Origin of the sequence: Caulobacter vibrioides, from assembly GCF_002858865.1 — a bacterium.
Classification (GTDB): domain Bacteria; phylum Pseudomonadota; class Alphaproteobacteria; order Caulobacterales; family Caulobacteraceae; genus Caulobacter; species Caulobacter vibrioides.
Map to the genome: position 1 here is coordinate 35,044 of NZ_PJRR01000007.1, position 22,666 is coordinate 57,709.

At 65.8% G+C, this 22,666-nt stretch carries 25 protein-coding genes and 4 tRNA genes; 23 read left to right on the forward strand and 6 right to left on the reverse strand.

Annotated features, from left to right (window positions below):
- Positions 1–64 precede the first annotated feature (64 nt).
- The gene (locus CVUC_RS03240) at positions 65–2,080 is read right to left on the reverse strand and encodes a class I poly(R)-hydroxyalkanoic acid synthase (protein ID WP_164468105.1); all 2,016 of its coding nucleotides are present in this window, start codon (positions 2,078–2,080) and stop codon (positions 65–67) included.
- An 89-nt stretch (positions 2,081–2,169) separates the two neighbouring features.
- Here CVUC_RS03240 and CVUC_RS03245 point away from each other — a divergent pair, with 89 nt between their 5' ends.
- The 18 genes from CVUC_RS03245 to CVUC_RS03340 all read left to right on the forward strand — a co-directional run bounded on the left by CVUC_RS03245 (position 2,170) and on the right by CVUC_RS03340 (position 13,541).
- Positions 2,170–2,610, forward strand: coding sequence for a hypothetical protein (locus tag CVUC_RS03245; RefSeq protein ID WP_024265708.1), 441 nt, complete (start codon positions 2,170–2,172; stop codon positions 2,608–2,610).
- A gap of 108 nt (positions 2,611–2,718) precedes the next feature.
- A complete protein-coding gene (locus tag CVUC_RS03250; protein ID WP_010919258.1) occupies positions 2,719–3,939 on the forward strand; it encodes an LL-diaminopimelate aminotransferase in 1,221 nt (406 codons plus the stop codon).
- 36 nt (positions 3,940–3,975) lie between these two features.
- Positions 3,976–5,265, forward strand: a complete 1,290-nt coding sequence (locus tag CVUC_RS03255; RefSeq protein WP_010919259.1) for a homoserine dehydrogenase — start codon at positions 3,976–3,978, stop codon at positions 5,263–5,265.
- A gap of 74 nt (positions 5,266–5,339) precedes the next feature.
- The gene (gene glpX / locus CVUC_RS03260; protein ID WP_010919260.1) at positions 5,340–6,293 is read left to right on the forward strand and encodes a class II fructose-bisphosphatase; all 954 of its coding nucleotides are present in this window, start codon (positions 5,340–5,342) and stop codon (positions 6,291–6,293) included.
- A 60-nt stretch (positions 6,294–6,353) separates the two neighbouring features.
- Positions 6,354–7,331, forward strand: coding sequence for a class 1 fructose-bisphosphatase (locus tag CVUC_RS03265; protein WP_164468106.1), 978 nt, complete (start codon positions 6,354–6,356; stop codon positions 7,329–7,331).
- 67 nt (positions 7,332–7,398) lie between these two features.
- Positions 7,399–9,219, forward strand: coding sequence for a single-stranded-DNA-specific exonuclease RecJ (recJ, locus tag CVUC_RS03270; RefSeq protein ID WP_096033001.1), 1,821 nt, complete (start codon positions 7,399–7,401; stop codon positions 9,217–9,219).
- Positions 9,220–9,348: 129 nt separating this feature from the next.
- Positions 9,349–9,423: transfer RNA gene (locus tag CVUC_RS03275), tRNA-Glu, on the forward strand.
- A gap of 45 nt (positions 9,424–9,468) precedes the next feature.
- Positions 9,469–9,543 (forward strand) — tRNA-Glu (locus CVUC_RS03280).
- Between the two features lie 172 nt (positions 9,544–9,715).
- Positions 9,716–10,306, forward strand: coding sequence for a stationary phase survival cold shock domain protein CspD (gene cspD, locus CVUC_RS03285; protein ID WP_012640225.1), 591 nt, complete (start codon positions 9,716–9,718; stop codon positions 10,304–10,306).
- Positions 10,275–10,829 (forward strand): DUF192 domain-containing protein, encoded by a 555-nt coding sequence (locus CVUC_RS03290; RefSeq protein ID WP_010919264.1) that lies wholly within the window; start codon positions 10,275–10,277, stop codon positions 10,827–10,829. Before cspD ends, CVUC_RS03290 begins: the two co-directional genes overlap by 32 nt.
- Before the next feature lie 64 nt (positions 10,830–10,893).
- A tRNA-Pro gene (locus tag CVUC_RS03295) sits at positions 10,894–10,970 on the forward strand.
- Positions 10,971–10,996: 26 nt separating this feature from the next.
- Positions 10,997–11,302 carry an ETC complex I subunit gene (locus tag CVUC_RS03300; protein ID WP_096033002.1) on the forward strand — a complete coding sequence of 102 codons (306 nt, stop codon included), beginning with the start codon at positions 10,997–10,999 and terminating at the stop codon, positions 11,300–11,302.
- Positions 11,303–11,330: 28 nt separating this feature from the next.
- Positions 11,331–11,407, forward strand: a tRNA-Arg gene (locus CVUC_RS03305).
- Between the two features lie 690 nt (positions 11,408–12,097).
- Positions 12,098–12,349 (forward strand): hypothetical protein, encoded by a 252-nt coding sequence (locus tag CVUC_RS03315; RefSeq protein WP_010919267.1) that lies wholly within the window; start codon positions 12,098–12,100, stop codon positions 12,347–12,349.
- Between the two features lie 2 nt (positions 12,350–12,351).
- A complete protein-coding gene (locus CVUC_RS03320) occupies positions 12,352–12,660 on the forward strand; it encodes a hypothetical protein (protein WP_010919268.1) in 309 nt (102 codons plus the stop codon).
- Entirely contained in the window at positions 12,661–12,918 is a 258-nt protein-coding gene (locus tag CVUC_RS03325; RefSeq protein WP_096033053.1) for a hypothetical protein, read from the forward strand. It abuts the gene before it with no gap.
- 71 nt (positions 12,919–12,989) lie between these two features.
- Positions 12,990–13,208: a hypothetical protein gene (locus CVUC_RS03330; protein ID WP_012640228.1), complete on the forward strand. Its 219-nt coding sequence runs from the start codon at positions 12,990–12,992 to the stop codon at positions 13,206–13,208.
- 27 nt (positions 13,209–13,235) lie between these two features.
- The gene (locus tag CVUC_RS03340) at positions 13,236–13,541 is read left to right on the forward strand and encodes a hypothetical protein (RefSeq protein WP_164468107.1); all 306 of its coding nucleotides are present in this window, start codon (positions 13,236–13,238) and stop codon (positions 13,539–13,541) included.
- A gap of 224 nt (positions 13,542–13,765) precedes the next feature.
- Here the strand turns inward: CVUC_RS03340 and CVUC_RS03345 are convergent, their stop codons facing one another.
- From CVUC_RS03345 to CVUC_RS03360, 4 genes are all read right to left on the reverse strand, one after another.
- Entirely contained in the window at positions 13,766–14,941 is a 1,176-nt protein-coding gene (locus tag CVUC_RS03345) for a lactate 2-monooxygenase (RefSeq protein ID WP_096033055.1), read from the reverse strand.
- Between the two features lie 261 nt (positions 14,942–15,202).
- Positions 15,203–16,300 (reverse strand): 3-deoxy-7-phosphoheptulonate synthase, encoded by a 1,098-nt coding sequence (locus CVUC_RS03350; RefSeq protein ID WP_096033056.1) that lies wholly within the window; start codon positions 16,298–16,300, stop codon positions 15,203–15,205.
- Positions 16,301–16,395: 95 nt separating this feature from the next.
- On the reverse strand, positions 16,396–16,479 hold the full coding sequence (locus tag CVUC_RS03355; RefSeq protein ID WP_024265711.1) for a hypothetical protein: 84 nt from the start codon (positions 16,477–16,479) through the stop codon (positions 16,396–16,398).
- Between the two features lie 110 nt (positions 16,480–16,589).
- Entirely contained in the window at positions 16,590–16,907 is a 318-nt protein-coding gene (locus CVUC_RS03360) for a hypothetical protein (RefSeq protein ID WP_164468108.1), read from the reverse strand.
- 222 nt (positions 16,908–17,129) lie between these two features.
- Here CVUC_RS03360 and CVUC_RS03365 point away from each other — a divergent pair, with 222 nt between their 5' ends.
- Positions 17,130–18,725 carry a methyl-accepting chemotaxis protein gene (locus CVUC_RS03365; RefSeq protein WP_096033058.1) on the forward strand — a complete coding sequence of 532 codons (1,596 nt, stop codon included), beginning with the start codon at positions 17,130–17,132 and terminating at the stop codon, positions 18,723–18,725.
- A gap of 121 nt (positions 18,726–18,846) precedes the next feature.
- On the opposite strand, the gene CVUC_RS03370 is transcribed toward CVUC_RS03365, so the two are convergent.
- Entirely contained in the window at positions 18,847–19,113 is a 267-nt protein-coding gene (locus CVUC_RS03370) for a hypothetical protein (protein ID WP_024265713.1), read from the reverse strand.
- Positions 19,114–19,235: 122 nt separating this feature from the next.
- Here CVUC_RS03370 and ccoN point away from each other — a divergent pair, with 122 nt between their 5' ends.
- From ccoN to ccoP, 4 genes are read left to right on the forward strand one after another with little or no spacing between them, the layout of a single operon-like run.
- On the forward strand, positions 19,236–20,882 hold the full coding sequence (gene ccoN, locus CVUC_RS03375) for a cytochrome-c oxidase, cbb3-type subunit I (RefSeq protein ID WP_096033059.1): 1,647 nt from the start codon (positions 19,236–19,238) through the stop codon (positions 20,880–20,882).
- 8 nt (positions 20,883–20,890) lie between these two features.
- Complete coding sequence (ccoO, locus tag CVUC_RS03380; RefSeq protein WP_096034757.1) at positions 20,891–21,634, forward strand: cytochrome-c oxidase, cbb3-type subunit II; 744 nt, start codon at positions 20,891–20,893, stop codon at positions 21,632–21,634.
- Positions 21,631–21,798 (forward strand): cbb3-type cytochrome c oxidase subunit 3, encoded by a 168-nt coding sequence (locus CVUC_RS03385; RefSeq protein WP_096033060.1) that lies wholly within the window; start codon positions 21,631–21,633, stop codon positions 21,796–21,798. The genes ccoO and CVUC_RS03385 overlap by 4 nt, the downstream gene beginning before the upstream one ends.
- Positions 21,798–22,664 carry a cytochrome-c oxidase, cbb3-type subunit III gene (gene ccoP / locus CVUC_RS03390; protein WP_096033061.1) on the forward strand — a complete coding sequence of 289 codons (867 nt, stop codon included), beginning with the start codon at positions 21,798–21,800 and terminating at the stop codon, positions 22,662–22,664. The genes CVUC_RS03385 and ccoP overlap by 1 nt, the downstream gene beginning before the upstream one ends.
- Positions 22,665–22,666: the final 2 nt, after the last annotated feature.

Consider the following 22,666-nt stretch of genomic DNA (forward strand, 5'->3'; position numbering starts at 1 on the left):
CTGGCGACTTTTGGGCGAACCGGGTTCGCTGTTAGCCTTCTGGGGGAAAATCCTGCATTTGCCGTCAAGGTTGTGACTTTACCAGCACAAATGAACCTGGAGCGTCCTCCAGCGGCTTCAGCTTGCCCTTGGCCGGATCGCGGGCTGGAACCTGGTCGCCCGAGCGCGCCTTGAGCCAGGCCGCCCAGTGCGGCCACCACGAGCCTGGATGCTCCTGCGCGCCGGCGATCCACTCGGACACGTCCGCCGGCAGTTCGCTGTTGGTCCAGTGCTGGTACTTCCTGGCGTCGGGGTGGTTGATCACGCCCGCGATGTGACCCGAACCGGCCATGGTGAAGGTCACGGGGCCGCCGAACGCCCTGGCGCCGCGATAGACGCTGCGATACGGCGCGATGTGGTCGTCCTTCGAGGACTGCACATAGATCGGGATCTTGACCTTCGACAGGTCCAGCCGCTCGCCGCCCAGGCTGAGCTTGCCGGTGGTCAGGGCGTTGTCCTTGTAGAAGTTGCGCAGATAGAACAGGTGCAGCGCCTTGGGCATCCGCGTCTGATCGGCGTTCCAGAACAGCAGGTCGAACGGGCGCGGCTCCTTGCCCATCAGGTAGTTGCTGACGAAGAACGACCAGATCAGGTCGTTACCGCGCAGGGCGTTGAAGGTGTCGGCCATCGACTGGCTGGGCAGGAAGCCGCCCGCCTGGTCCATCTGCTGCTCGATCGACTGCAGCCATTCCTCGTTGGTGAACAGCAGAAGGTCGCCGGCCTCGGCGAAGTCCTGCTGGGCGGCGAAGAAGGTGGCCGAGTTGATCCGCTTGTCGCCGCGCGCGGCCATATGGGCCAGGGCGACCGAGAGCAGGGTGCCGCCGATGCAGTAGCCTACGGTGTTGACGCGATCGACGCCGCACTGGGTCATCACCTGCTGGGCGGCGTCGTAGATGCCCTCGATCATGTAGTCTTCGAAGGTCTTGGCCGCGAGCGTCTGGTCGGGATTGACCCACGAGGCGACGAACACCGTGAAGCCCTGAGCCGTCAGCCAACGGATCATCGAGTTCTCGGGCCGCAGGTCCATAATGTAGAACTTGTTGATCCACGGCGGGAAGATCAGCAGCGGGATCTCGCAGACGGTGTCCGTGGTCGGGTCAAACTGCAGCAGTTGCAGGATGTCGTTCTGGTAGACGACCTTGCCGGGCGCTGTGGCGACGTTCTCGCCGACCTTGAACTTGGCCAGATCCGTCTGGCTGATCGCCAGCTGGCCGCCGCCACGCTCGAGGTCGGCCGCGAAGTTCTCCATGCCGCGCACCAGGCTTTGCCCTTGAGTCTGGACGACTTCGCGCAGGGCGGCCGGGTTCGAGATCAGGAAATTCGACGGCGAGAACGCGTCGGTCAGCATCTTGGTGAAGAACTCGACCCGGCGCTTGGTGGCGGGATCGACGCCGTCCACCTCGGCGATCAGGCCGTTCAGCCAGTTCGATGACAAGAGGTAGGACTGCTTCATCAGGTCGAACATCGGGTTCGACGCCCAGTCCGGGTCATTGAAGCGTTTGTCCCCGGCAGCGGGTGCGACCACGGGCGCGACGTCTTCGCCGGCGGCGCGGCGCGCGGCGGTCTGCCAGAGCTCCATGTATTGGCCGAAGAGGTCCGCCTGCGCCCGCATCAGTCGGTCAGGTTGCGCCGCAAGTCGCGTCATCACCTCGTTCAAGGCGGGGGCGACGTGGAACGGGTCGGGCGTCAGGGCGGCGGGACGGTCGGCTTGGCGTAGCGCCGCCTCGGCGATCGCGCCCTGAGCGGTGACCGCCGCGCGCGCGAGATTCGCCGAGAGGGTCTCGACCATCTTCAACTGGTCGGGCGAGAGCATGGACTCAAATGGCGGGAAGGGCGGGCCGTCACCCCGCGGCGGCGGCGGCGGCGCGGCGCGAGCCGAATCGCTTTGAGGCGGAGGCTGAATGTCTTCCGGCTTGGCCTTCGGCTTGCCGGACTTGGCGGCGGCCTTGGGCTTTGCAGCGACTTTCTCCGCTGTTGCGGCCTCATCGGCCTTTGTCGCGGCTTTCTTTCGAGCCTTGGGGGCGGCCTTCGCCGTGGCCATGGGGTTTCCTCCGCGAGTCCAAAGCCGGTTCGAGAAAAGCGCTGAACGCCTTTCGCTCGCCGCGATCATCGCATAAGACCAGAAACAAGATGAACGGCGAAACCCGCAAAATCGTGCGCATCGGTTTGATCCTCGGCTTCGCGGCCGGCGCGACCGCTTGCGCGAGCCCGTTCTCGTCCAGCCAGGTGGATCCCAGCTCTCCCGTCGCGGCCGCGGCGACAGCCGCCGCAAAGGCCAAGGGGCCGCGCCGTAAGTTCTCCGACATCCCCGTCGTTCCCACGGATGTGCCGACGGATGGCCAGATTCGGGCCAAGGTCGCGCAGCAGCAGGCGGCCGGCGCGGCGCTCGCAAAGGCGACGGCGCCGAACACCTGGGACCTGAAGGACTCCGAGGCTTACGCCGCAAAGGCGCGTCGTGAGGCCAATCCGCCGGCCCTCCAGGCCCCCACGGAAACCGACCGCGCCAACACCGAAGCCTTCGCCCGCGCAGCGCGCGGCCGAGCTAGCGCGCCTCCGTCACAGCCCCAATAGGGCGACGGAGGCATAATCTTCCTTTAGCTGGCTTGGCTTGGCCCCGCTTGGGGTCTATCCATGCCCGACTTTCGCTCCCAAAGCGCCGACGCGGCGCATAGAGCCCTCATGAGCACCGATTTCCACCGTATCCGTCGCCTCCCGCCCTACGTTTTCGAGGAGGTCAACAAGATCAAGGCCCGGCTTCGCGCCGAGGGCACCGACATCATCGACTTCGGCATGGGCAATCCCGACATGCCGACGCCGCAGCATATCGTCGACAAGCTGATCGAGACCGCGCGCGATCCCAAGGCTGGGCGCTATTCCGCCTCGAAGGGCGTTCCAGGCCTTCGCAAGGCCATGGCCAACTATTATGGCCGCCGCTTTGGCGTGAAGCTGAACCCGGACACCGAGGTCATCGCCACGCTGGGCTCCAAGGAAGGCTTCGCCAACCTAGCCCAGGCCCTGACGGGACCGGGCGACGTGATCATCTGCCCGAACCCGGCCTATCCGATCCACGCCTTCGGCTTCATCATGGCCGGCGGCATCATCCGCCACGTGCCGGCGCTGTCGCCCGAGGAGTATCTGTCCAACATCAGCCGCGCGGTGAAGCACTCGGTGCCGCCGCCCAGCGTGCTGATCCTGTCCTATCCGTCGAACCCGACGGCCCAGTGGGTGGACCTGGACTTCTACAAGGACGCGGTCGCTCTGGCCAAAAAGCACGACCTGCTGGTGATCAGCGACGTCGCCTATGGGGAAATCTATTTCGACAATAATCCGCCGCCGTCGATCCTGCAGGTCGATGGGGCCAAGGACATCGCCGTCGAAGTGAACTCGCTGTCCAAGACCTACGCCATGGCCGGCTGGCGCGTGGGCATGGTGGTCGGCAACGCCCGCATCTGCGCGGCGCTCGCCCGCGTGAAGTCTTATCTCGACTACGGCGCCTATACGCCGGTGCAGGTGGCCGCCGCGACGGCCCTGAACGGTCCCCAGGATTGCGTCGACGAGATCCGCGGCATCTACAAGAGCCGCCGCGACACGCTGATCAAGTCGATGAAGGCCGCGGGCTGGGACATCCCGAACCCGCCGGCCTCGATGTTCGCCTGGGCCAAGATCCCTGAAGCCTATCGCGAAGCCGGCTCCATGCTGTTCTCGCGCCTGCTGATCGAGGAGGCGGGCGTCGCCGTCGCGCCGGGCATCGGCTTTGGCGAGTACGGCGAAGGCTATGTGCGGATCGGTCTGGTCGAGAATGAGCACCGTATCCGCCAGGCCGCGCGCAACGTGAAGAAATTCATCGCCAACGCCGACTCCATCCTGGCCAAGGCCCACAACAAGATGGAACAGGCCTAAGACGGCTGCGTCGGACGGCGTAACGAGGATTCGAAGATGACGAACAAGACCTGGCGCGTCGGCGTCGCGGGCCTGGGTACGGTTGGCGGCGGTCTCCTGCAGTTCCTGGCGGAACGGCCCGGCTTCGCGCCGGCCGGCGACCTGGCCGTAGTGACGGCAGTGTCCGCCCGCTCGAAGTCGCGCCCGCGCACGGTCGACATCTCCAACCTCGTCTGGTTCGACGACCCCGTGGCCCTGGCCGCCTCGCCGGAGATCGACATCTTCGTCGAGCTGGTCGGCGGCTCGGATGGTCCGGCCAAGGCCGCCGTCGAGACCGCGCTGAAGGCGGGCAAGCCGGTCGTCACCGCCAACAAGGCCCTGATCGCCGAGCACGGCGCCGAGTTGGCCGCCCTGGCCGAAGCCACCAACACCCCGCTGCTGTTCGAGGCGGCGGTGATGGGCGGCGTTCCCGCCGTGAAGATGATGCGCGAGGCCCTGGTGGGCGACGACATCATCTCGGTGGCCGGCATCCTCAACGGCACCTGCAACTTCATCCTGTCGGAGATGGAGAAGACCGGCCGCTCGTTCGCCGACGTGCTGCGCGAGGCTCAAGGCCTGGGCTATGCCGAGGCCGATCCGACCATGGATGTCGGCGGCTTCGACGCCGGTCACAAGGTCAGCATCCTGGCCGCGCTGGCGTTCGGTTGCGCGCCCAACTTCGCCGCCGCCGAGATCGAGGGCATCAGCGAGGTTGATCTGCTCGACATCAAGCTGGCCAAGGACCTGGGCTACCGGATCAAGCTTATCGCCGGCGCGGCCAAGTCCGAGGATGGCGTAGCAGTGAAGGTGCATCCGTCGCTGGTGCCGCTGGATCATCCGCTGGCCCAGGCCGGTGGGGCGCTCAACGCCCTGTTCATCGAAGGCAAGCGCATCGGCCGGATCTTCCTGCAGGGGCCGGGCGCGGGCGCGGGTCCCACGGCTGCGGCGGTCGCGGCCGACATCGCCGACGTGATGACCAAGGCTGTGCGCCCGGTGTTCCAGGCGCCGGCCGGCGACCTGAAGCCCTTCGTCTCGATCGATCCGTCCAAGGCGGTGGGCAAGGCCTATCTGCGCGTGATGGTGCAGGACCAGCCCGGGGTGATCGCGGCGATCTCGGAAACCCTGGCCGAATGCGGCGTGTCGATCGACAGCTTCCTGCAAAAGCCTGTCGAAGGGGCGGGTGGGGTGCCGATCGTGCTCGTTACCCATGCGACGCCAGAATCAAACCTCCTGGACGCGATTAGCCGCATCGAAAAGCTGCAGACCGTGCTAGAGCGTCCGCGCCTTCTGCGCGTCGCGCGCATCTAACGACCTGCAAAAAAGGGCGACGAAGGCGACATTGGGAACAAGGCCGCCTCGATCGGGGCGGTCGGGAGAAACGGATGAGTTCGAACACCCTGGACCGCGCTCTGGTCCTGGACGCCGTTCGCGTGACCGAGGCCGCCGCCATCGCCTCGTGGACCATGCTGGGCCGCGGCGACGAAATGGCCGCCGATCAGGCTGCGGTCGACGCGATGCGCAACGCCCTCAATGAACTGGATATCGATGGCGAGATCGTCATCGGCGAAGGCGAGCGCGATGAGGCGCCGATGCTGTACATCGGCGAGAAAGTCGGCACCGGGAAAGGCCCCCGCATCGACATCGCGCTGGACCCGCTGGAAGGCACCACCCTGGCGGCCAAGTCCCAGCCCAACGCTTTGACGGTGATGGCCTGGGCGCCCAAGGGGACGCTGCTGAATGCGCCCGACACCTATATGGACAAGATCGCCTGCGGCCCGGGTCTGCCGGCGGGGGTCATCGACCTGGATCGCTCGCCGGCCGAAAACATTCAGGCTGTCGCCGACGCCAAGGGCGTGGCGCTTTCCGAGATCACGGTCTGTGTTCTGGACCGGCCGCGTCACGCCGAGATTATCGCCAGTGTCCGCGCTGTGGGCGCCCGTATTCATCTGATCACGGACGGTGACGTCGCCGGCGTGATCAACACGACGGACCCATTGACCGGCATTGACCTCTATCTTGGGTCCGGCGGCGCGCCCGAGGGCGTCTTGGCCTGCGCGGCGCTGAAGTGCGTCGGCGGCCAGTTCCAAGGGCGACTGCTGTTCCGCAACGCTGACGAGCGCGCGCGGGCGGCGCGTTGGGGCGTCACGGACCTCGACAAGAAGTACGACCTGCATGAGATCGTGCGGGACGAGGCGATCTTCGCCGCCACGGGCGTGACGCGCGGGGGGCTGCTGGATGGCGTCGTCTATCGCGACGGCTGCGTGCACACCCACACGCTGGTGATGAACTCCTCGACGGGCACGGTCCGCGAGGTCCGCATGAAGCGGAAGGTCTGAAACCTTCCTGTCACGCCCATCGCCTAGATGGGCCGCTCTGCTTTCGGTTCGAGGACGAGAATGACTGCTTTTGTCGACCTGGCCGCCCGGCTCGCGGCCGAGCCGGCGGACGCCGCCCTGAAGGACGTGGTCCTGACCATCGCCGAGACGTGCGCGCAGATCAGCCGCGTCGTGGCCTCGGGCGCCCTGTCGGGAAGCCTGGGCGCGGCGGGCAGCACCAACGTGCAGGACGAAGAACAGAAGAAGCTCGACGTCATCACCAATGACATGCTGAGCGACGCCCTGAAGGCCTGCGGTCCCGTGGCGGGTCTGGCTTCTGAAGAGCTGGAAGAGGTCGAGCCCACGGGTCGTGTCGGCGGCTATCTCGTCACCTTCGATCCGCTGGACGGCTCCAGCAATATCGACGTCAACGTTTCGGTTGGAACGATCTTCTCGGTCTTGCCCGCGCCGGCCGGCCATGCGCCGACCGAAGGTGACTTCCTGCAGCCGGGCCGCAACCAGGTGGCGGCGGGTTATGCAGTCTACGGGCCCCAGACGATGCTGGTCGTCACGCTGTCGGGCGGCGTCAACGGTTTCACGCTCAGCGCCGACGGCCGCTGGTTGCTGACCCACCCGGACCTGGCAATCAAGCCGGACACCGCTGAGTTCGCGATCAACATGTCCAATCAGCGCCACTGGGCGCCAGGCGTGCGCCGCTACATCGACGGCTGCCTGCAGGGCAAGGATGGCGCGCGGGGCAAGAACTTCAACATGCGCTGGGTCGCCTCGATGGTGGCAGACGTCCACCGCATCATGATGCGCGGCGGGGTCTTCATGTACCCCTGGGATGCGCGCGAGCCGGACAAGCCCGGCAAGCTGCGCCTAATGTACGAGGCCAATCCGATGAGCCTTCTCGTCGAGCGGGCGGGCGGCAAGTCGATTGAAGGCCTGACCGAAATCCTGGATATCAAGCCGGCCAAGCTGCACCAGCGCGTGCCCGTCGTCCTGGGCTCGGCCAATGAGGTCGAGGTCATCCGGGCCGAGATGCGCGCCGGCTGACGCACGTCCGACCCTGTCGTGCGGGCGCCGCATGGTTCGAATCCTTGCGACAAGCTAGGCTCGCCCGATGCCCGCCGATGGTGTCACCTCTATTTCCTCCAGCGCCTTTCTGGGCGTCGAACGCTCGCTGAGCGGCCGCGCCTGGCGCGAGCGGCCGGCCGATCTCGCCGTGGTCCGCGAAATTCAGCAGCGTCATGGCCTGATCGAGCCCCTGGCGAAGGCGCTGGTGTCGCGCGGCGTCACCCTGGAGCACGCCGAGCACTATCTGCGCCCGACGCTCAAGGCCCTGTTCCCCGACCCATCGCTGTTCACCGATATGGACCGGGCGGCCGAAATCCTGATCGACGCGCTGGAGCGCGGTCGCCCGACCATGGTGTTCGCCGACTATGATGTCGACGGCGCCACCAGCGCCGCGCAGCTGGTCCGGTGGTTTCGCCATATGGGCGTCGAGCTGCCGATCTACATCCCCGACCGTCTGACCGAGGGCTATGGCCCGAGCCCGGCGGCGTTCCGCAAGATCCGCGATGGCGGCGCTGAGCTTGTGGTCACCCTCGATTGCGGCGCGGCGGCCTATGACGCGATCGCCAGCGCCGGAGAGATCGGGCTGGAGGTCGTGGTGATCGACCACCACCTGATGCGCGAGGACCCGCCGGCCGCCGCGGCCGTGGTCAATCCAAACCGGCCGGGCTGCCCAAGCGGGCAGGGCGTGCTCGCGGCGGCCGGGGTGACGTTCGTGCTGCTGACCGCGCTGAACCGCGAGGCGCGCAAGCGTGGCCTCTTTACCGAGGATCGACCGCAGCCCGACCCGCGCCAATGGCTGGACCTCGTCGCCTTGGGCGAGGTCTGCGACGTCACCCAGTTGGTTGGTTTCAATCGCGCGCTGACCGCCCTGGGTCTTCGGGCCATGGGCGCCTGGGCCAATCCCGGGCTGAAGGCGTTGTTTGAAGTCGGCAAAGGCTCGGGCGAGCCGTCAGTGTTCACGGCGGGCTTTATCCTGGGGCCGCGCATCAACGCCGGCGGCCGGGTTGGTCGCTCCGATCTCGGTGCGCGGCTTCTGTCGACCGACGATCCGCTGGAGGCGCGGGCGCTGGCCGAGGAGCTCGACAGCCTCAACACCGAGCGAAAGGCCGTGGAGGCCGCCGTCGTCGAAGAGGCGGCGGCGATGCTGGAGCGCGGCAGCAACTTCAATCCCGACGCGCCGGTGATCGTGGTGGCGGGCGACGATTGGCACCCGGGTGTGATCGGCATCGTCGCGGGTCGCCTGCGCGAACGCTATCGCAAGCCTGTCGTGGTGATCGGGATTGATCGGGCCGCGAATGTCGGCAAGGGCTCGGGCCGGTCGCAGCCCGGGGTCAATCTTGGCCGGGCGATCCAGGCGGCGTTCGAGGCCGGCCTTCTGATGGCCGGTGGCGGTCACGCCATGGCGGCCGGGCTGTCGATTCGTCCCGAGATGATTCCCGAGTTCCGCGCCTTTCTGGAGGAGCGCCTGGCGGGTGAGATGGAGGCCGTGGGCGTGGAGGCCGTCGAGGTCGACGCCTTGGTCCAACCTCGCGCGGCGAACCGTGCGCTGCTCGATGACTTTCAGCGTCTCGCGCCGTTCGGGCCGGGTAACCCCGAACCCCTGTTCGCGTTGAGCCAGGTGCGGCCAGAGCGCGTCTCGGCGCTGAAGGGCGGGCACGTACGTATGGACCTGGTCGGTCCGACGGGCGACCGCATCAAGGCGATCAGTTGGCGAAGCGCCGAGACCCCGCTGGGGCAGCGATTGCTGGCGGGGGGCGGACCTCTCGACGTCGTCGGCAAGCTCAAGCCTGACGACTACATGGGCCGAAATGGCGTGCAGTTCGAGATCGAGGACGCCCACGATCCTCGCGCGCGTTACGCGGACTAGAGATTTCAGGGGGCGAGCCCGCACCTTGGCAGGCCCAGACGGGGATGTGGACGGACTGAAAAAAGTATCTTGGAGCGGGTTGCGCGCCCCAAACGGCGCGGCTATACACCCGCTTCCTCGCGGGGCCGTGGTCCCTTCGTCTATCGGTTAGGACGCCAGATTTTCAATCTGGAGAGAGGGGTTCGACTCCCCTAGGGACTGCCACCCGCGAGGCCATATAACGGCTATGTTCCGCTTCGGCGGCGATGTGGTCCCTTCGTCTATCGGTTAGGACGCCAGATTTTCAATCTGGAGAGAGGGGTTCGACTCCCCTAGGGACTGCCATCTTCGGCTGTATTTCAAATTTGTTTCCGCATTGTGGCTGCGACGAAATGTCGCGGTACCCGCTTGTGCGCTGTTTTGACGCGATTTCGTCATTGACGGCTCTCCTCACGCGAGAACACTGTTCTTGTAGTGCTTGCTCCGATGGGCTGATTGGGCAAGCCAGAGGGGTGGGATGTCTGGTTACGATTTTGAGGACGCTGCGGCGCACGAGGAGTTCGTGCGCATTAGCGGCAAGGTGAAGTGGTTCGACGCCGGCAAGGGCTACGGGTTCATCGTACCGGATGATCCTGGGCAGACCGGACTCAAGGACGTGCTTCTGCATGTGACGTCGCTGCGCAATTGCGGCCGCGAGACCGCCATGGAAGGCGCCATCATCGTTTGCGATGTGGTTCGGCGGCCCAAGGGCTGGCAGGTCAGCGAGGTCGTCAATCTCGATGAGAGCGGCGCGCCGTCTCCGTTGGAGCGTCAGCGGCGGACCTTCGCCGAAGGTCCCGTTCGACGCGACGGGTTGCGCGACGGTCACGGGCGCAGCGCTCTGACGCCGGAAGGACCCGCCGAGCACGCCAAGGTGAAATGGTTCAACCGCACCAAGGGCTATGGCTTCGTGATCCGTGACGCAGAGCCAGGCGATATCTTCGTGCATATCGAGACGCTGCGCCGAGGCGGGCTTGAGGATCTGCAGCCGGGCGACGACGTCCTGGTGCGGTTCGCACGCGGGCCCAAGGGACTGGTTGTCGCCGAGATTTCCGCCGGCGACGCCTGACTTTCGCCACTGGCCGCAGGAGGCTAGTCTCGCAAGAGACTGGCTTTCCGTGAGGCGATGCGTGACCGAAGTGATGATCCACAGGCGAGCCCTCTTGGCTGGCCTGGCGCTGGCCGCCGGGGGCGGCCCAGCGTTCGCCGCCGGCAAGCTGGAGACGGTCGAGATCGTCACCAGCCGTGGCCGTGCGCGGTTTCAGGTCGAGATCGCCGCGACCAAGGCGGAGCAGGAGCGGGGCCTGATGTTCCGCAAGTCGCTCGCGCCTGATCGCGGCATGCTCTTCACCTATAAGCGCCCGCAACCGGTCGCCTACTGGATGAAGAACACGCTGATCCCTCTGGATATCCTCTACATCCAGGCCGATGGCCGAGTGCTGTCGATCGCGCGCAACGCTCGCCCGCACGACCTGACGCCGCTGGCTTCGGGCGGGCCGGTGCTGGGGGTGCTGGAAATCGCGGGCGGCCGCGCTGCGCAACTCGGCATCCTGCCGGGTGATCGCGTGCTGCATCGCATCTTTCCGAAGTAAACAGGTGCGCGCCTTTGTTGATCCGCGCGCCGAACCCCTGTAGAGCAGCCGCCTGCTGATGTTTCGGAGCGTAGCGCAGCCTGGTAGCGCATCTGTTTTGGGAGCAGAGGGTCGCAGGTTCAAATCCTGCCGCTCCGACCATCGGTAAGGCACTTTGGGAGAGGTCCATGCTGGCCCGCATCTATCGCCCCGCCAAGAACGCCATGCAGTCCGGCAAGGCCAAGACCAAGGACTGGGTGCTGGAGTTCGAGCCGGCGAGCGCGCGCAAGTCCGATCCGCTGATGGGCTGGACGACCTCGAGCGACATGAACGGCCAGATCCGCCTGACCTTCGAGACCCGCGACGAAGCGGTCGCCTATGCTCAGCGCCACGAGATCGCCTTTCAGCTCTTTGAGCCCAAGGCGCCCAAGCGCATCCTCAAGGCCTACGCCGACAATTTCGCGGCCAATCGCAAGCAGCCCTGGACTCACTAGGTCTGTCGCGACTTGAGCCGGCGAGCGCGCGCCCTTAGCTCAGACGGATAGAGCATTCGCCTTCTAAGCGAACGGTCGCAGGTTCGAATCCTGCAGGGCGCGCCAAAACTATGCCAGAGCGCGAGGTTTCGCCTCAGCGCCGCCGACACGACGATTTGTTCGCGCCATATCGTAGGCGTGCGTGTAGCGGGCGATACACCTTGACGCTTAGGTCACGCTGGGAAGGTCCGGTTCTAGCCTAGGTGTCTGCACGCCTGGTCCGCTGGGTCAGGTCGATCCTGGCTTGGTCGTGGGCGATATCGGCGGCGTCCTGGAGGGGCGGCATGCGATAGGCTTTCCGTGTGCTCAGGCCCGGTTACGTTGATCGGCCGCCAGCGGTCGCCCCAGATTGATCTCGGCGACGGCGTGCAGGTCTGGCGGCTCCAGGCCCCGGGCATAGGCGCTCAAGGTCAGCGCTAGGCCTCGACCCGGAGCCGCGCCTTGCAATGCCCTGGAAAGTCGTAGGTCAGCGAAACGTCAATCTCGAACCGCATGGCTTGCCGAGTGGAGGCGGCGCAGGCGCTTGCGTTGTAGATCAATACGCAGATTATGTCCACTCTATCGTATCCATCAGAAATATAATTTAAATATGTTGTCGACGTGCGGCGAAAATGGGCGCACCATAACTAAGTAAAAATTTCGCTTTAGTCTGGACCCATCGAAGATGGGTGGCCAGGTTCTATTCTAAAATTCAAGATTTTTAGCTCGCTTCGGCGTATCGATACGCTATCGAGCGCTTTACGAAGGTGCGCCCGGATGCTGCCCCGTCCTCAACGAAACACCCGGCTCATCGGCCAAGCCCGCGGTCTCCATTCTCTTGCCGACCGGCTGCAGCCCGATCGCAACGCCGCGCGCTTTCTTGTGCATGAGACGCTGATGGCGGCGTTGGGCCTACCTGACGATCAGCGCGGAACCAAAGAGCAGGGGCGGGATCTGCGCCGCTGGATGATCGCTCATCTGCGGACCAGTCGACGGGCGATCCCCTCAGTCGCGCCTGTAGGGCGCTGAATTTGGAGAAACCCGCCATGTCTGATCCTGAGAGCCGCTCCACGCCTCCTGATCTTCGACTCGTTACAAAGTCGGATTGCGATCACGGCGATCATCATCTCGCGATCGACGTGCTGCGAGCCTTGAGGCAGCTGGAGCGGCGGATACGCACTGGCCATCTTGATCCGGTGAATATCCGCGACGTTCAACAGCTTGCCGCGCTGGGCTTGGCGCAGCACGGCCGGGGCGGATGGCGGCCAACGGCCGAGGGGCTGGCCTATCTGGAGCGATGCAAGAGCGACAAGGCGCTTGGCCCGCAAGGCTTCGCCTGATTGGTCCGTGACGTGTTGCGAGCGCCGACGCGGCGCGGAGTGCGGATGTCCACTCTTGATGAGGGCGAAAGGATGCGCATGAGCGATGACCTCCCGTATCTGCGGCAGGCGCGCGAGCAGCTTCGGCAAAGCTGCGATGATTGTCAGCGTCAGCTGAATGCGCTCGCCGCGCAGGTTGGCTGGCTGGCCGACAAGCTCGGGCAGAAATCCGTCGGTGTGGCCATACAGGCGGGACCGCCTCCACGCCTTGAAGGCTAGACCCGAGCGCGGAGCGTTTGCGGGCACCGGGTGCTCTTCGACGTGGTTCGGACGAGACAAGGAACAGTTCGATGAACAAGCCGATCATCCAGCGGGTCATCATCACGGTTCGCCGCAGGGCGGGGATGTGGGCGGCCGAAGAGGAGGGGGTCTTTTTTGTCGCGTCACCGGACAAGGACATCGTCAAGGCCTCGGCGGCCAAGCGCGCTCAGGCCTGCTTTGGGCAGGGAAGAGCCTGCCAGATCCGAATCTCAGGCGAGCACGGCTTTTTGATTGAGCCGCTCGCATAGTCGCTCTGCCCAACGAAAGGCTTCGCCATGTCGGCCAGTTTCGAAGACGCGCTTGAATGCGTTCTGAAGGGGCTCGAGCATCCGCCCGCCCATGGCACAGACGAGGACGCGGACTTCATGATCGCTCTTGCGCTCGTGCTGGCTACCCCGCCGGCTCACGACGAGGAGCAGCCCATGGCTGCGCCTGCCGCGCTCGACGATGACCTCCGGAGACGGCTCCAGGCCTTGGCGCAGCATCGCGATTTCCCCAATGTCTTCGGCGATCACCCAGATGGCATCGGTCCCACTTTGGGCATGGATCTCAGCGTCAAAGGTCAAGCTTCACGCCGCTGATTTCAGCGCGGCCGTCGCAACACACTCGCCAGCTTTGCGCCGGATTGTGGTGCGATGAAGTGAGGGGCGTTATCGGGGCGACAACGGCGCTCTGCGCAACAGCACGAGCGATCACGACAAAGTCCAAGTCTAGCTGATGCCAAGTACGATGCAGTGCGGGTGGACTGCCGCGCCCACGTCGCGGCGGGCGACGCGTTGAGCGACCGTCTGTAGCGACAGGCGCTTTAGACGCCGGCCCTTCGAACCGGGCGCACGCCTGCGTCACGGAGCGCGGCGAGGGTCGGGAAACCGTCGACGGCCATCAGCAGGTCGAGCTCGGCGAGGATGCTCCGCAACACGTGGACGACGCCGTCGACGCCGCCGATCGCCAGGCCATAGGCGTAAGGCCGACCGATCCCGACCGCCCGCGCGCCCATCGCCAGCGCCTTGGCGGCGTCCGATCCGGATCGCACGCCGGAATCGAAAAGGACCGGCGTGTTCCCGCTGGCCGTGACGATATCTTCGAGCAGGTCGATCGCGGCGATGCCGCCATTGGCCTGACGGCCGCCGTGGTTGGAGCAAAAGACACAGTCAACGCCCAGGTCCACGGCCCGGCGCGCGTCGTCCGGGTGACAGATACCCTTGAGAACGATGGGCAGCTTGGTGGCCGATCTGAGCCAGGCCAGATCCTCCCAGGTCAGGGTCTTGCCAAACAGGCCGCCCCAGGTGCGGATCGCGGTCGCAGGATCCTCGGCCACCGGCTTGCCCAGGATCTCCAGGAAGCGCGGGTCGGTGAAGTAGTTTTGCAGGACATGGCCCCGAAGCTGGGGGAAGTTTGCGTCGTTGAGATCCCGCGGCCGCCAGCCTGTGACCCAGGTGTCGAGCGTCACCACCAGGGCCTTGAAGCCGGCGGTCTCGGCCCGGCGGATCAGGCTTTCGGCGAGGTCGCGGTCCTTGGGCGTATAGAGCTGGAAAAAGCCGACCCCGTCGCCCAGCGCCGCGCCGACCTTTTCAATCGGATCGTTGGCCAGGGTTGAGGCCATCACGGGCACGCCCGTCCTTTGCGCCGCGACGGCGGTGGCGATGTCGCCATGCCCGTCCTGGGCGCACATGCCGATGACCCCGATGGGACTCATGAACAGCGGCGTGGGCAGCTTCAGGCCAAAGAGTTCGATCGACAGGTCGCGCTTGGACGCGTCGACCATCATCCGGGGGACGACGCCCCAGTCGTGAAAGGCGTCGGCGTTCCGGCGCTGGGTGAACTCATCGCCACAGCCACCTTGCACGTAGCTGAGTAGATCGGGGGACATGGCGGCGGTCGCGCGCGCTTCCAGCGTCTTGAAGTCGACCGGCCATTTGGGGCGCACGCCCTGCAGCCCGGCCCCATAGATCTCGTTCTGATAGTCGCCGTAATGGGCCATGCCGCGCCCCTCCCGTGTCGTTCTTCTTTGTTCCCGGACACTCTAGCGCGACAAACGCATGTTTGAAGGGGGCGGCCGAGGTTTCGAGGCACCCGGGTGTCTAGAAACCTCGCCGTGTCCCCGCCCATTGAAGGCAGGGTGGTTGGGGCTAGAGCGTGACGCCGAAAGTGGGAACCGGTTTCGGCGCTCGTCACGCTCTAAGTGTTTGATTTAGAGACTTGTTATCGCGTCGGAACGATTCCGTTTGCGACGCGCAAAGCTCTAGGCGCCCCGCGCCAGGCGACCCGCGCGAACTGCGCCCGCCAGGTCGTCCAGCAGCCGCACCGAGGTTTCCCAGTCGACGCAGGCGTCGGTGACCGACTGACCATAGGTCAGGGCCTGGCCTTGGACGATATCCTGGCGGCCGGCCACGAGATTGCTCTCGATCATCACCCCCATGACCGGCGAGGCGCCGGTCGCGACCTGGGCGCAGACGTCGGCGATCACGGCGGGTTGGTTCTCATGGTTCTTGCCGCTGTTGGCGTGGCTGACATCGACCATCAGGCGCGGCGGCAGTCCGGCCTTGCTCAGAACCTCGGCGGCGGCGGCGACGCTGGCGGCGTCGTAGTTCGGGGTCTTGCCGCCGCGCAGCACGAGGTGACAGTCACCATTGCCCGTCGTGGTGGCGATCGCCGCGCGGCCCTCTTTGGTGACGGCCAGGAAGTGGTGCGGCTGGGACGCGGCCATTACGGCGTCGACGGCGATCTTCACATCGCCATTGGTGCCGTTCTTGAAACCGACGGGGCAGGAAAGGCCCGAGGCCAGTTCGCGGTGGATCTGGCTTTCGGTCGTGCGGGCGCCGATCGCGCCCCAGGACACCAGGTCAGCGATGTACTGCGGGGTGGTCACGTCCAGGAACTCGCAGGCGGCGGGCAGGCCCTGCGCGCTGACGTCCAGCAGAACCCGTCGCGCCAGACGCAGGCCGTCATTGATCCGGAAGCCGCCGTCGAGGCCCGGATCGTTGATCAGTCCCTTCCAGCCCACGGTCGTGCGCGGCTTCTCGAAATAGACCCGCATGATCACTTCCAGTTCGCCCGCGTGGCGCTCGCGCTCGGCCGCCAGGCGGCGGGCGTAGTCGATCGCCGCCTTGGGGTCGTGAATGGAGCAGGGGCCGATGACCACGACGAGGCGGTCGTCCTGGCCATGCAGGATCTGATGAACCGCCTGGCGCGCCCCGCCGACGATCTCGGCCACTGACGAGGTGGCGGGAGCTTCTCCGATGACCTGAGCCGGCGGGTTCAGGGTCTGGAGTTTCTCGATCCGCAGGTCATCGGTCGGAACGGGCAGGGTGACGAGGTGAGCGGTGGACGTGGACGGCATTGGCGCGACTCCGGAAACTTGGAGGTCCGGCGGCCATCAAAAAAGCCGCCCGGGGGACCCCTGGCGGCTGGTGAAGACATTCGATGGCGCTGATCTCAGGCCAAACGACACCCTCCCGGCGCCAGAGGCGTCGGATAGCTAAAATACCAAAACTGCTGTTGGCAGGCGGCGAGGGTCATCAAGCGAAGCCTAGACACAAGATTCGCGTATGTCACGCCCCCAAGTCCATTTTGGGCGCATGGGGGCGCGCCAGAAGGGGAGAGCCGTCAGCAGACGGCTCGGTTCAGGCTCAGGGCTTGGTCGACAAAGCCTTCAGATCGGCGTCGACCTTGGCGATCATTTCGTTGGTGATCTGCCCCTCGGCGTAGGCTTGCAGCTCCCGCAGGCTCATGCCTTTGAATTGTTCGAAGGCCGGATGCTTGGCCAGGGCAGGCAGGGTCTTGTCCAGAGCCGCCTTGGCGGCGGGGTTGGCGACGACCGCTTCCAGTGGCGTGTCGGCGGAGAACGCGTTCGCCGAGGCGGCGGCCGGCGGCGGGGCGGCGTTCTGGGCCAAGGCCGGCGTGGCCAAAAGGGCGGCGAGCACGAGGCCGGTCGCAATACGCATCATGGAGCTCCGTTTCGAGAATGGAGTTCTAGAGGACAGCAGGCCGTGGCTCCGGGTCAAGGCAAAGCTTGACGACAATCCTGGTGCTTTTGACGCGCGCCAAAACAGGGGCCCGCCTTGACGCTACGTAGACACGCGTATGCGACAAAATGCGCGCGATCGCACTGAAGTCACGGACGGTTAATCCCTAGATCCAATGCTTGGCCGGAATCTCCAGGGGCGGCCATGATCGAGTTCGACAGCATTGAGGCGCAGCGGCGCACAGGCGGAAAACTGGTCTTGGCCTGCAATGCGGCGATGGTGGCGTTGACGCCGCTGGCCAGTCTTGTCGCGGGCAATGCGGTCGCGAAACTGGCCGGAATCGCCACGGTCCTGGCGCTCGTAGCGTTCGTGGCTTACCGGGTCGCGGCGGATCATTTCGGCCAGCGCCTGGTCTCAGCCCTTGTTCTGGTCGGACAGGTCGCCCTGTTCGTGCTCGCCTTCAGCGGCAGTCCGCTGCAGTCCGAAGCGCGCCTGGCCTTTCTCGCCGCGCTGGCCCTGCTGGTCGCCTATGGCGATTGGCGGATCATCGCCGCCGGCGCGCTTGCGGTCGCAGCCTGTCATGGCGCCGCGGCGCTAGTCTCGCCGCATGCGCTGGGCGGGAGCGGGGGTCTGATGGCGACGGCCTTCGCGATTGGGGTGACGGCCGCCACCGCCTGGTCGCTGATCTGGATGACGGCCGGCGTTTCGAGACTGTTCTCGACGGTGTCCGCCCGGACCCGCAACGCCGAGCGCGCGGCCGAACAGGCCGAGGAGGCGCGTGAGGCGGTCGTGGCCGAACGCAATGCGCGCGAGCAGTCGGTCGCAGAGCGCGCCGCGCTGAAGGCTGCGATGGAAGCCGAACAGAATCTGGTTGTGACCGAACTCGACGCGGCGATCACCAAGCTTGCCGACGGGGACCTGAGTTGGCGGCTGCAGCAGAGCTTCGCCGAGCGCTATGAAGATCTGCGGGCCAACTTCAACCGGGCGCTGGAGCGACTGGAAGCCGCCATGGGTGACGTGACCACGCGCGCTTCCACCATGACCGACGGGGTCAACGAGATGAGCCGCGCCTCCGACGAGTTGGCGCGCCGAACCGAACAGCAGGCCGCCAGTCTGATCCAGACGGCCACGGCGCTGGGCGAGGTGACCGTCGCGGTGAACGAGACCGCTGAGAACGCCCGGCAAGCCAACGCTGCGGCGGAGGGCGCGCGCCAAGAGGCCGAGCGGTCCGACCCCGTGGTCACCGAGGCTGTCGAGGCCATGACCCAGATCGAAACCTCCTCGGGTCAGATCGGTCGGATCATCGGCGTGATCGACGAGATCGCGTTCCAGACGAACCTGCTGGCGCTCAACGCCGGCGTCGAGGCCGCACGGGCCGGCGAGTCGGGCAGGGGCTTCGCCGTCGTCGCTCAGGAAGTTCGCGCCTTGGCGCAGCGCTCGGCCAACGCCGCCAGTGAGATCAAGACTCTGATCAGCGCTTCGACGGCTCAGGTTTCGGCGGGGGTTGAGCGCGTTGCGCGCACGCGGGAAGCCTTGCAGCGTATCGTCGCGCGGGTCGCCGAGATCGACGGGCAGGTCAATGCGATCGCCCGCTCGGCGAACGATCAGGCGCAGAGCCTGCGCGACGTCAACACCACCGTCGGCGAGATGGACCGGGTGGTGCAGCAGAACGCCGCCATGGTGGAAGAAACCACTGCGGCCGCTCACGCCCTGCGCTCCGAGGCGCAAGACCTCAGCGACCGCATCGGCTTGTTCAAGATCACGGGCCGCATCGGCGGCGCCCGCCGTCAAGCGGCTTAGTCGGCTTCTGGCATCTGCGCTGAACCGCCTTGCGGCGGCGGGTCCAGACCAGCGAACGCGCTGGAGCGCTTTCCGATCCTTATGAAGCGGTGATCGAATGAAGAGCCGTCTACCGTAAAGGTCAGCGAGCGGCGCAGCGCACAGCGGCCCTTTCGAGGCTCCAGTAGCGCCGGATGACCAGGGCGAGGGTCGCCAGCGTGAAGCCGGCGGCGACGTAGCACGCTGGGCAATGGCCCGCGAACGCCCAGCTGTCCTGGCTGGAGGTACAGAGGGGACCCGCCAGAAGACGCGGCGCAGCTTCACCAAGAGCGACCGCCCAGCTGACCAGGGTCAGCGCGGCGGTGAACGGAACGCTGTTGCGGACCAGAACCTCGAGTTGGGGCACCAGATCAATCTCCCATGACGCCAGGACACCATGACCCGCGCGTCGGCGGGAGGCTTTGATGCGTGTCAAAGCCGGGGGAGTCTGGGCGTGACATCCAGGGGCGAGGTTCGCCCCAGGGAGTCCGTATGTCCGCAACCACACTTAGAAGCGCAGGCCCACCCGCGGGCTCCGGAGCGCTTCTCGCCATCTCCGTCGTCGGCGCCTTCCTGGCGATCCTCGGGGCTGGTCTCACACACGATCCGATGTTCCGTCTGCAGATCGGAACCTTCGCGCTGGCCGGCGTCATCGCCGCCTTCGCCCTGAACGCCGGCTTGGCGGGCGGGACGTTGCAGGATCATCCCGATCAGTATTCAGACAACGTGGTCAAGGCGGGCGTGATCGCCACCATGTTCTGGGGCGCGGCGGGCCTTCTGGTCGGCGTGATCATCGCCGCCCAGCTGTCCTGGCCGACGATCTTCTACTTCCCGGACCTGGGCTTTCTGAACTTCGGCCGTCTGCGGCCGCTGCACACCTCGGCGGTGATCTTCGCGTTCGGCGGCAACGCCCTGATCGCGACGTCCTTCTATGTCGTCCAACGTACCTGCAAGGCGCGTCTGGCCGGCGGCATCACGCCGTGGTTCGTGTTCTGGGGCTATCAGCTGTTCATCGTGCTGGCCGCGACCGGCTATCTGATGGGGGCGACCTCGGGCAAGGAATACAGCGAGCCCGAATGGTACACCGACCTGTGGCTGACCATCGTCTGGGTCGCCTATCTGCTGGTATTCCTGGGGACGCTCTGGAAGCGCAAGGAACCGCACATCTACGTGGCCAACTGGTTCTACTTGGCCATGATCGTGACGATCGCCCTGCTGCACCTGGTCAACAACGCCGCCGTTCCGGTCGGCCTGCTGAACCACAAGTCCTACGGCGTGTTCGCCGGCGTGCAGGACGCCCTGGTCCAGTGGTGGTACGGCCACAACGCCGTCGGCTTCTTCCTGACCGCCGGCTTCCTGGCCATGATGTACTACTTCGTGCCCAAGCGCGTTGAGCGCCCGGTCTACAGCTACCGCCTGTCGATCGTGCACTTCTGGGCGCTGATCTTCATCTACATCTGGGCCGGTCCGCACCACCTCCACTACACCGCGCTGCCGCAGTGGGCTCAGACCCTGGGCATGACCTTCTCGATCATGCTGTGGATGCCCAGCTGGGGCGGCATGATCAACGGCCTGATGACCCTGTCGGGCGCGTGGGACAAGCTGCGCACCGATCCGGTGGTCCGCATGATGGTCGTCTCGATCGCCTTCTACGGCATGTCGACCTTCGAAGGTCCGGTGATGTCGATCCGCGCGGTCAACGCGCTCAGCCACTACACCGACTGGACCATCGGCCACGTGCACTCCGGCGCCCTGGGCTGGGTCGGCTTCATCAGCTTCGGCGCGATCTACTGCCTGGTGCCCTGGCTGTGGAAGAAGCCCGGCATGTACTCGAACAAGCTGATCGAGTGGCACTTCTGGATCGCGACCACGGGTATCCTGCTCTACATCGCCGCGATGTGGGTGTCGGGCGTCATAGAAGGCCTGATGTGGCGGGAATACACCCCGCAAGGCTTCCTGGCCTACAGCTTCATCGAGACGGTCTCGGCCAAGCACATCGAGAACGTCATCCGGACGGTCGGCGGCCTCATGTACCTGAGCGGCGCCCTGATCATGATCGTCAACATGTGGAAGACGATCGCTTCGCCCTCCGCCGCGCCGGCCGACGCTTCGGCTGCTCCCGCCACCGCGATCGCCTGAGGTCCCTGATGTCCATCTGGAAGCACCACGCCAAGTTTGAGCGGCATTCGCTGCTGCTCGTCGTCGGCATCCTCCTGGTCGTCTCGATTGGCGGCCTCGTCGAAATCGCCCCGCTGTTCTGGCTGCAGGGCACCATCGAAAAGGTCCAGGGCGTGCGCACCTACACGCCCCTGGAGCTGGCCGGCCGCGACATCTATGTCCGCGAGGGCTGCTACCTCTGCCACTCGCAGATGGTCCGCCCGCTGCGCGACGAGGTCGAGCGCTATGGCCACTACAGCCTGGCGGCCGAGAGCATGTACGACCACCCGTTCCAATGGGGGTCCAAGCGCACCGGTCCTGACCTGGCGCGTGTCGGCGGCAAGTACTCCGACAGCTGGCACCGCGATCACCTGATCGATCCGCGCTCGGTCGTGCCGGAGTCGGTGATGCCGCCCTACAAGTTCCTGGCCACCAATGACCTGGACTACAGCGACATCGCTGATCGCATGAAGGCCCAGAAGACGGTCGGCGTGCCTTACACGGCCGACCAGATCGCCAACGCCAAGAAGGATCTCGAGGCGCAGGCCGATCCGTTCTCGACCGACGCCGTCGCCCTGCGCGGCCGGTACGACGCCAAGGTCGTCAACCGCGACTTCGACGGCGACCCGAACAAGGTCAGCGAGATGGACGCCATCGTGGCCTATCTCCAGATGCTGGGCACGACCGTCGACTTCAAGACGTACAAGGCCCACGCGCCGGAGAACCAACGATGAGCGGTCTCTCCTACGAAACCGTGGCGCGCTTCGCGCAGCAGTTCGGGCTGATCTATTTCGGCCTGATCTTCCTCGCGGGCGTCGCCTACGCCCTCCGGCCCTCCAAGAAGGCCGAATTCCAACACGCCGCGCGCATGCCGCTGGACGACGGGGAGCAACCCTGATGGCCGACCGCAAGATCGATGACGCCACGGGCGTCGAAACCACCGGCCACGAGTGGGACGGCATTCGCGAACTGGATAATCCGCTGCCGCGCTGGTGGCTGTGGATCTGGTACGCGACTATCGCCTTCTCGATCGGCTACTGGGTGCTGATGCCCGCCTGGCCGGGACTGAATGGCTACACCAAGGGCCTGCTGAACAAGTCCGACCGGGCTGAGGTCGGCCAGGAGCTCAAGGCGCTCGAGGCGCATCGGGGTGAGGGCGCGGCTATGCTGCGCACCGCCAGCCTCGAGCAGATCGAGAAGGACCCGAAGCTTCAAGCCTACGCCCAGCAGGTCGGCCAGTCGGTGTTCGGCGACAACTGCGCCACCTGCCATGGCATCGGCGGCACGGGCTCCAAGGGTTACGCCAACCTGCGTGACGACGTCTGGCTGTGGGGCGGCAAGCTGGAGGACATCCAGTACACGATCACCCACGGCATCCGGTCTGGCGCTGAGGGCGCGCGCATCTCGCAAATGCCGGCCTATGGTCGAGACGAGATGCTCAAGCCCGAGCAGATCGACGATCTGACCGAGTATGTGGTGAACCTGTCGCGTCGCCCTGCGAACGCGGCGGCGGTGGCCCGTGCGACGCCTCTGTTCGAGGCCCAGTGCTCGGCCTGCCACGGCCCGCAGGGCCAGGGCAATCAGCAGCTCGGCGCGCCGAACCTGACCGACGCCGACTGGCTGTTCGGCGCCGATCGCGCCTCTATCCGCGGCCAGATCTATGCCGGCAACGGCGGGGTCATGCCCGCCTGGAGCGGCCGCTTGAGCCCTGAGACCATCAAGGCGCTGACCGTCTACATCCACAGCAACGCGGGCGGTCAGTAGGG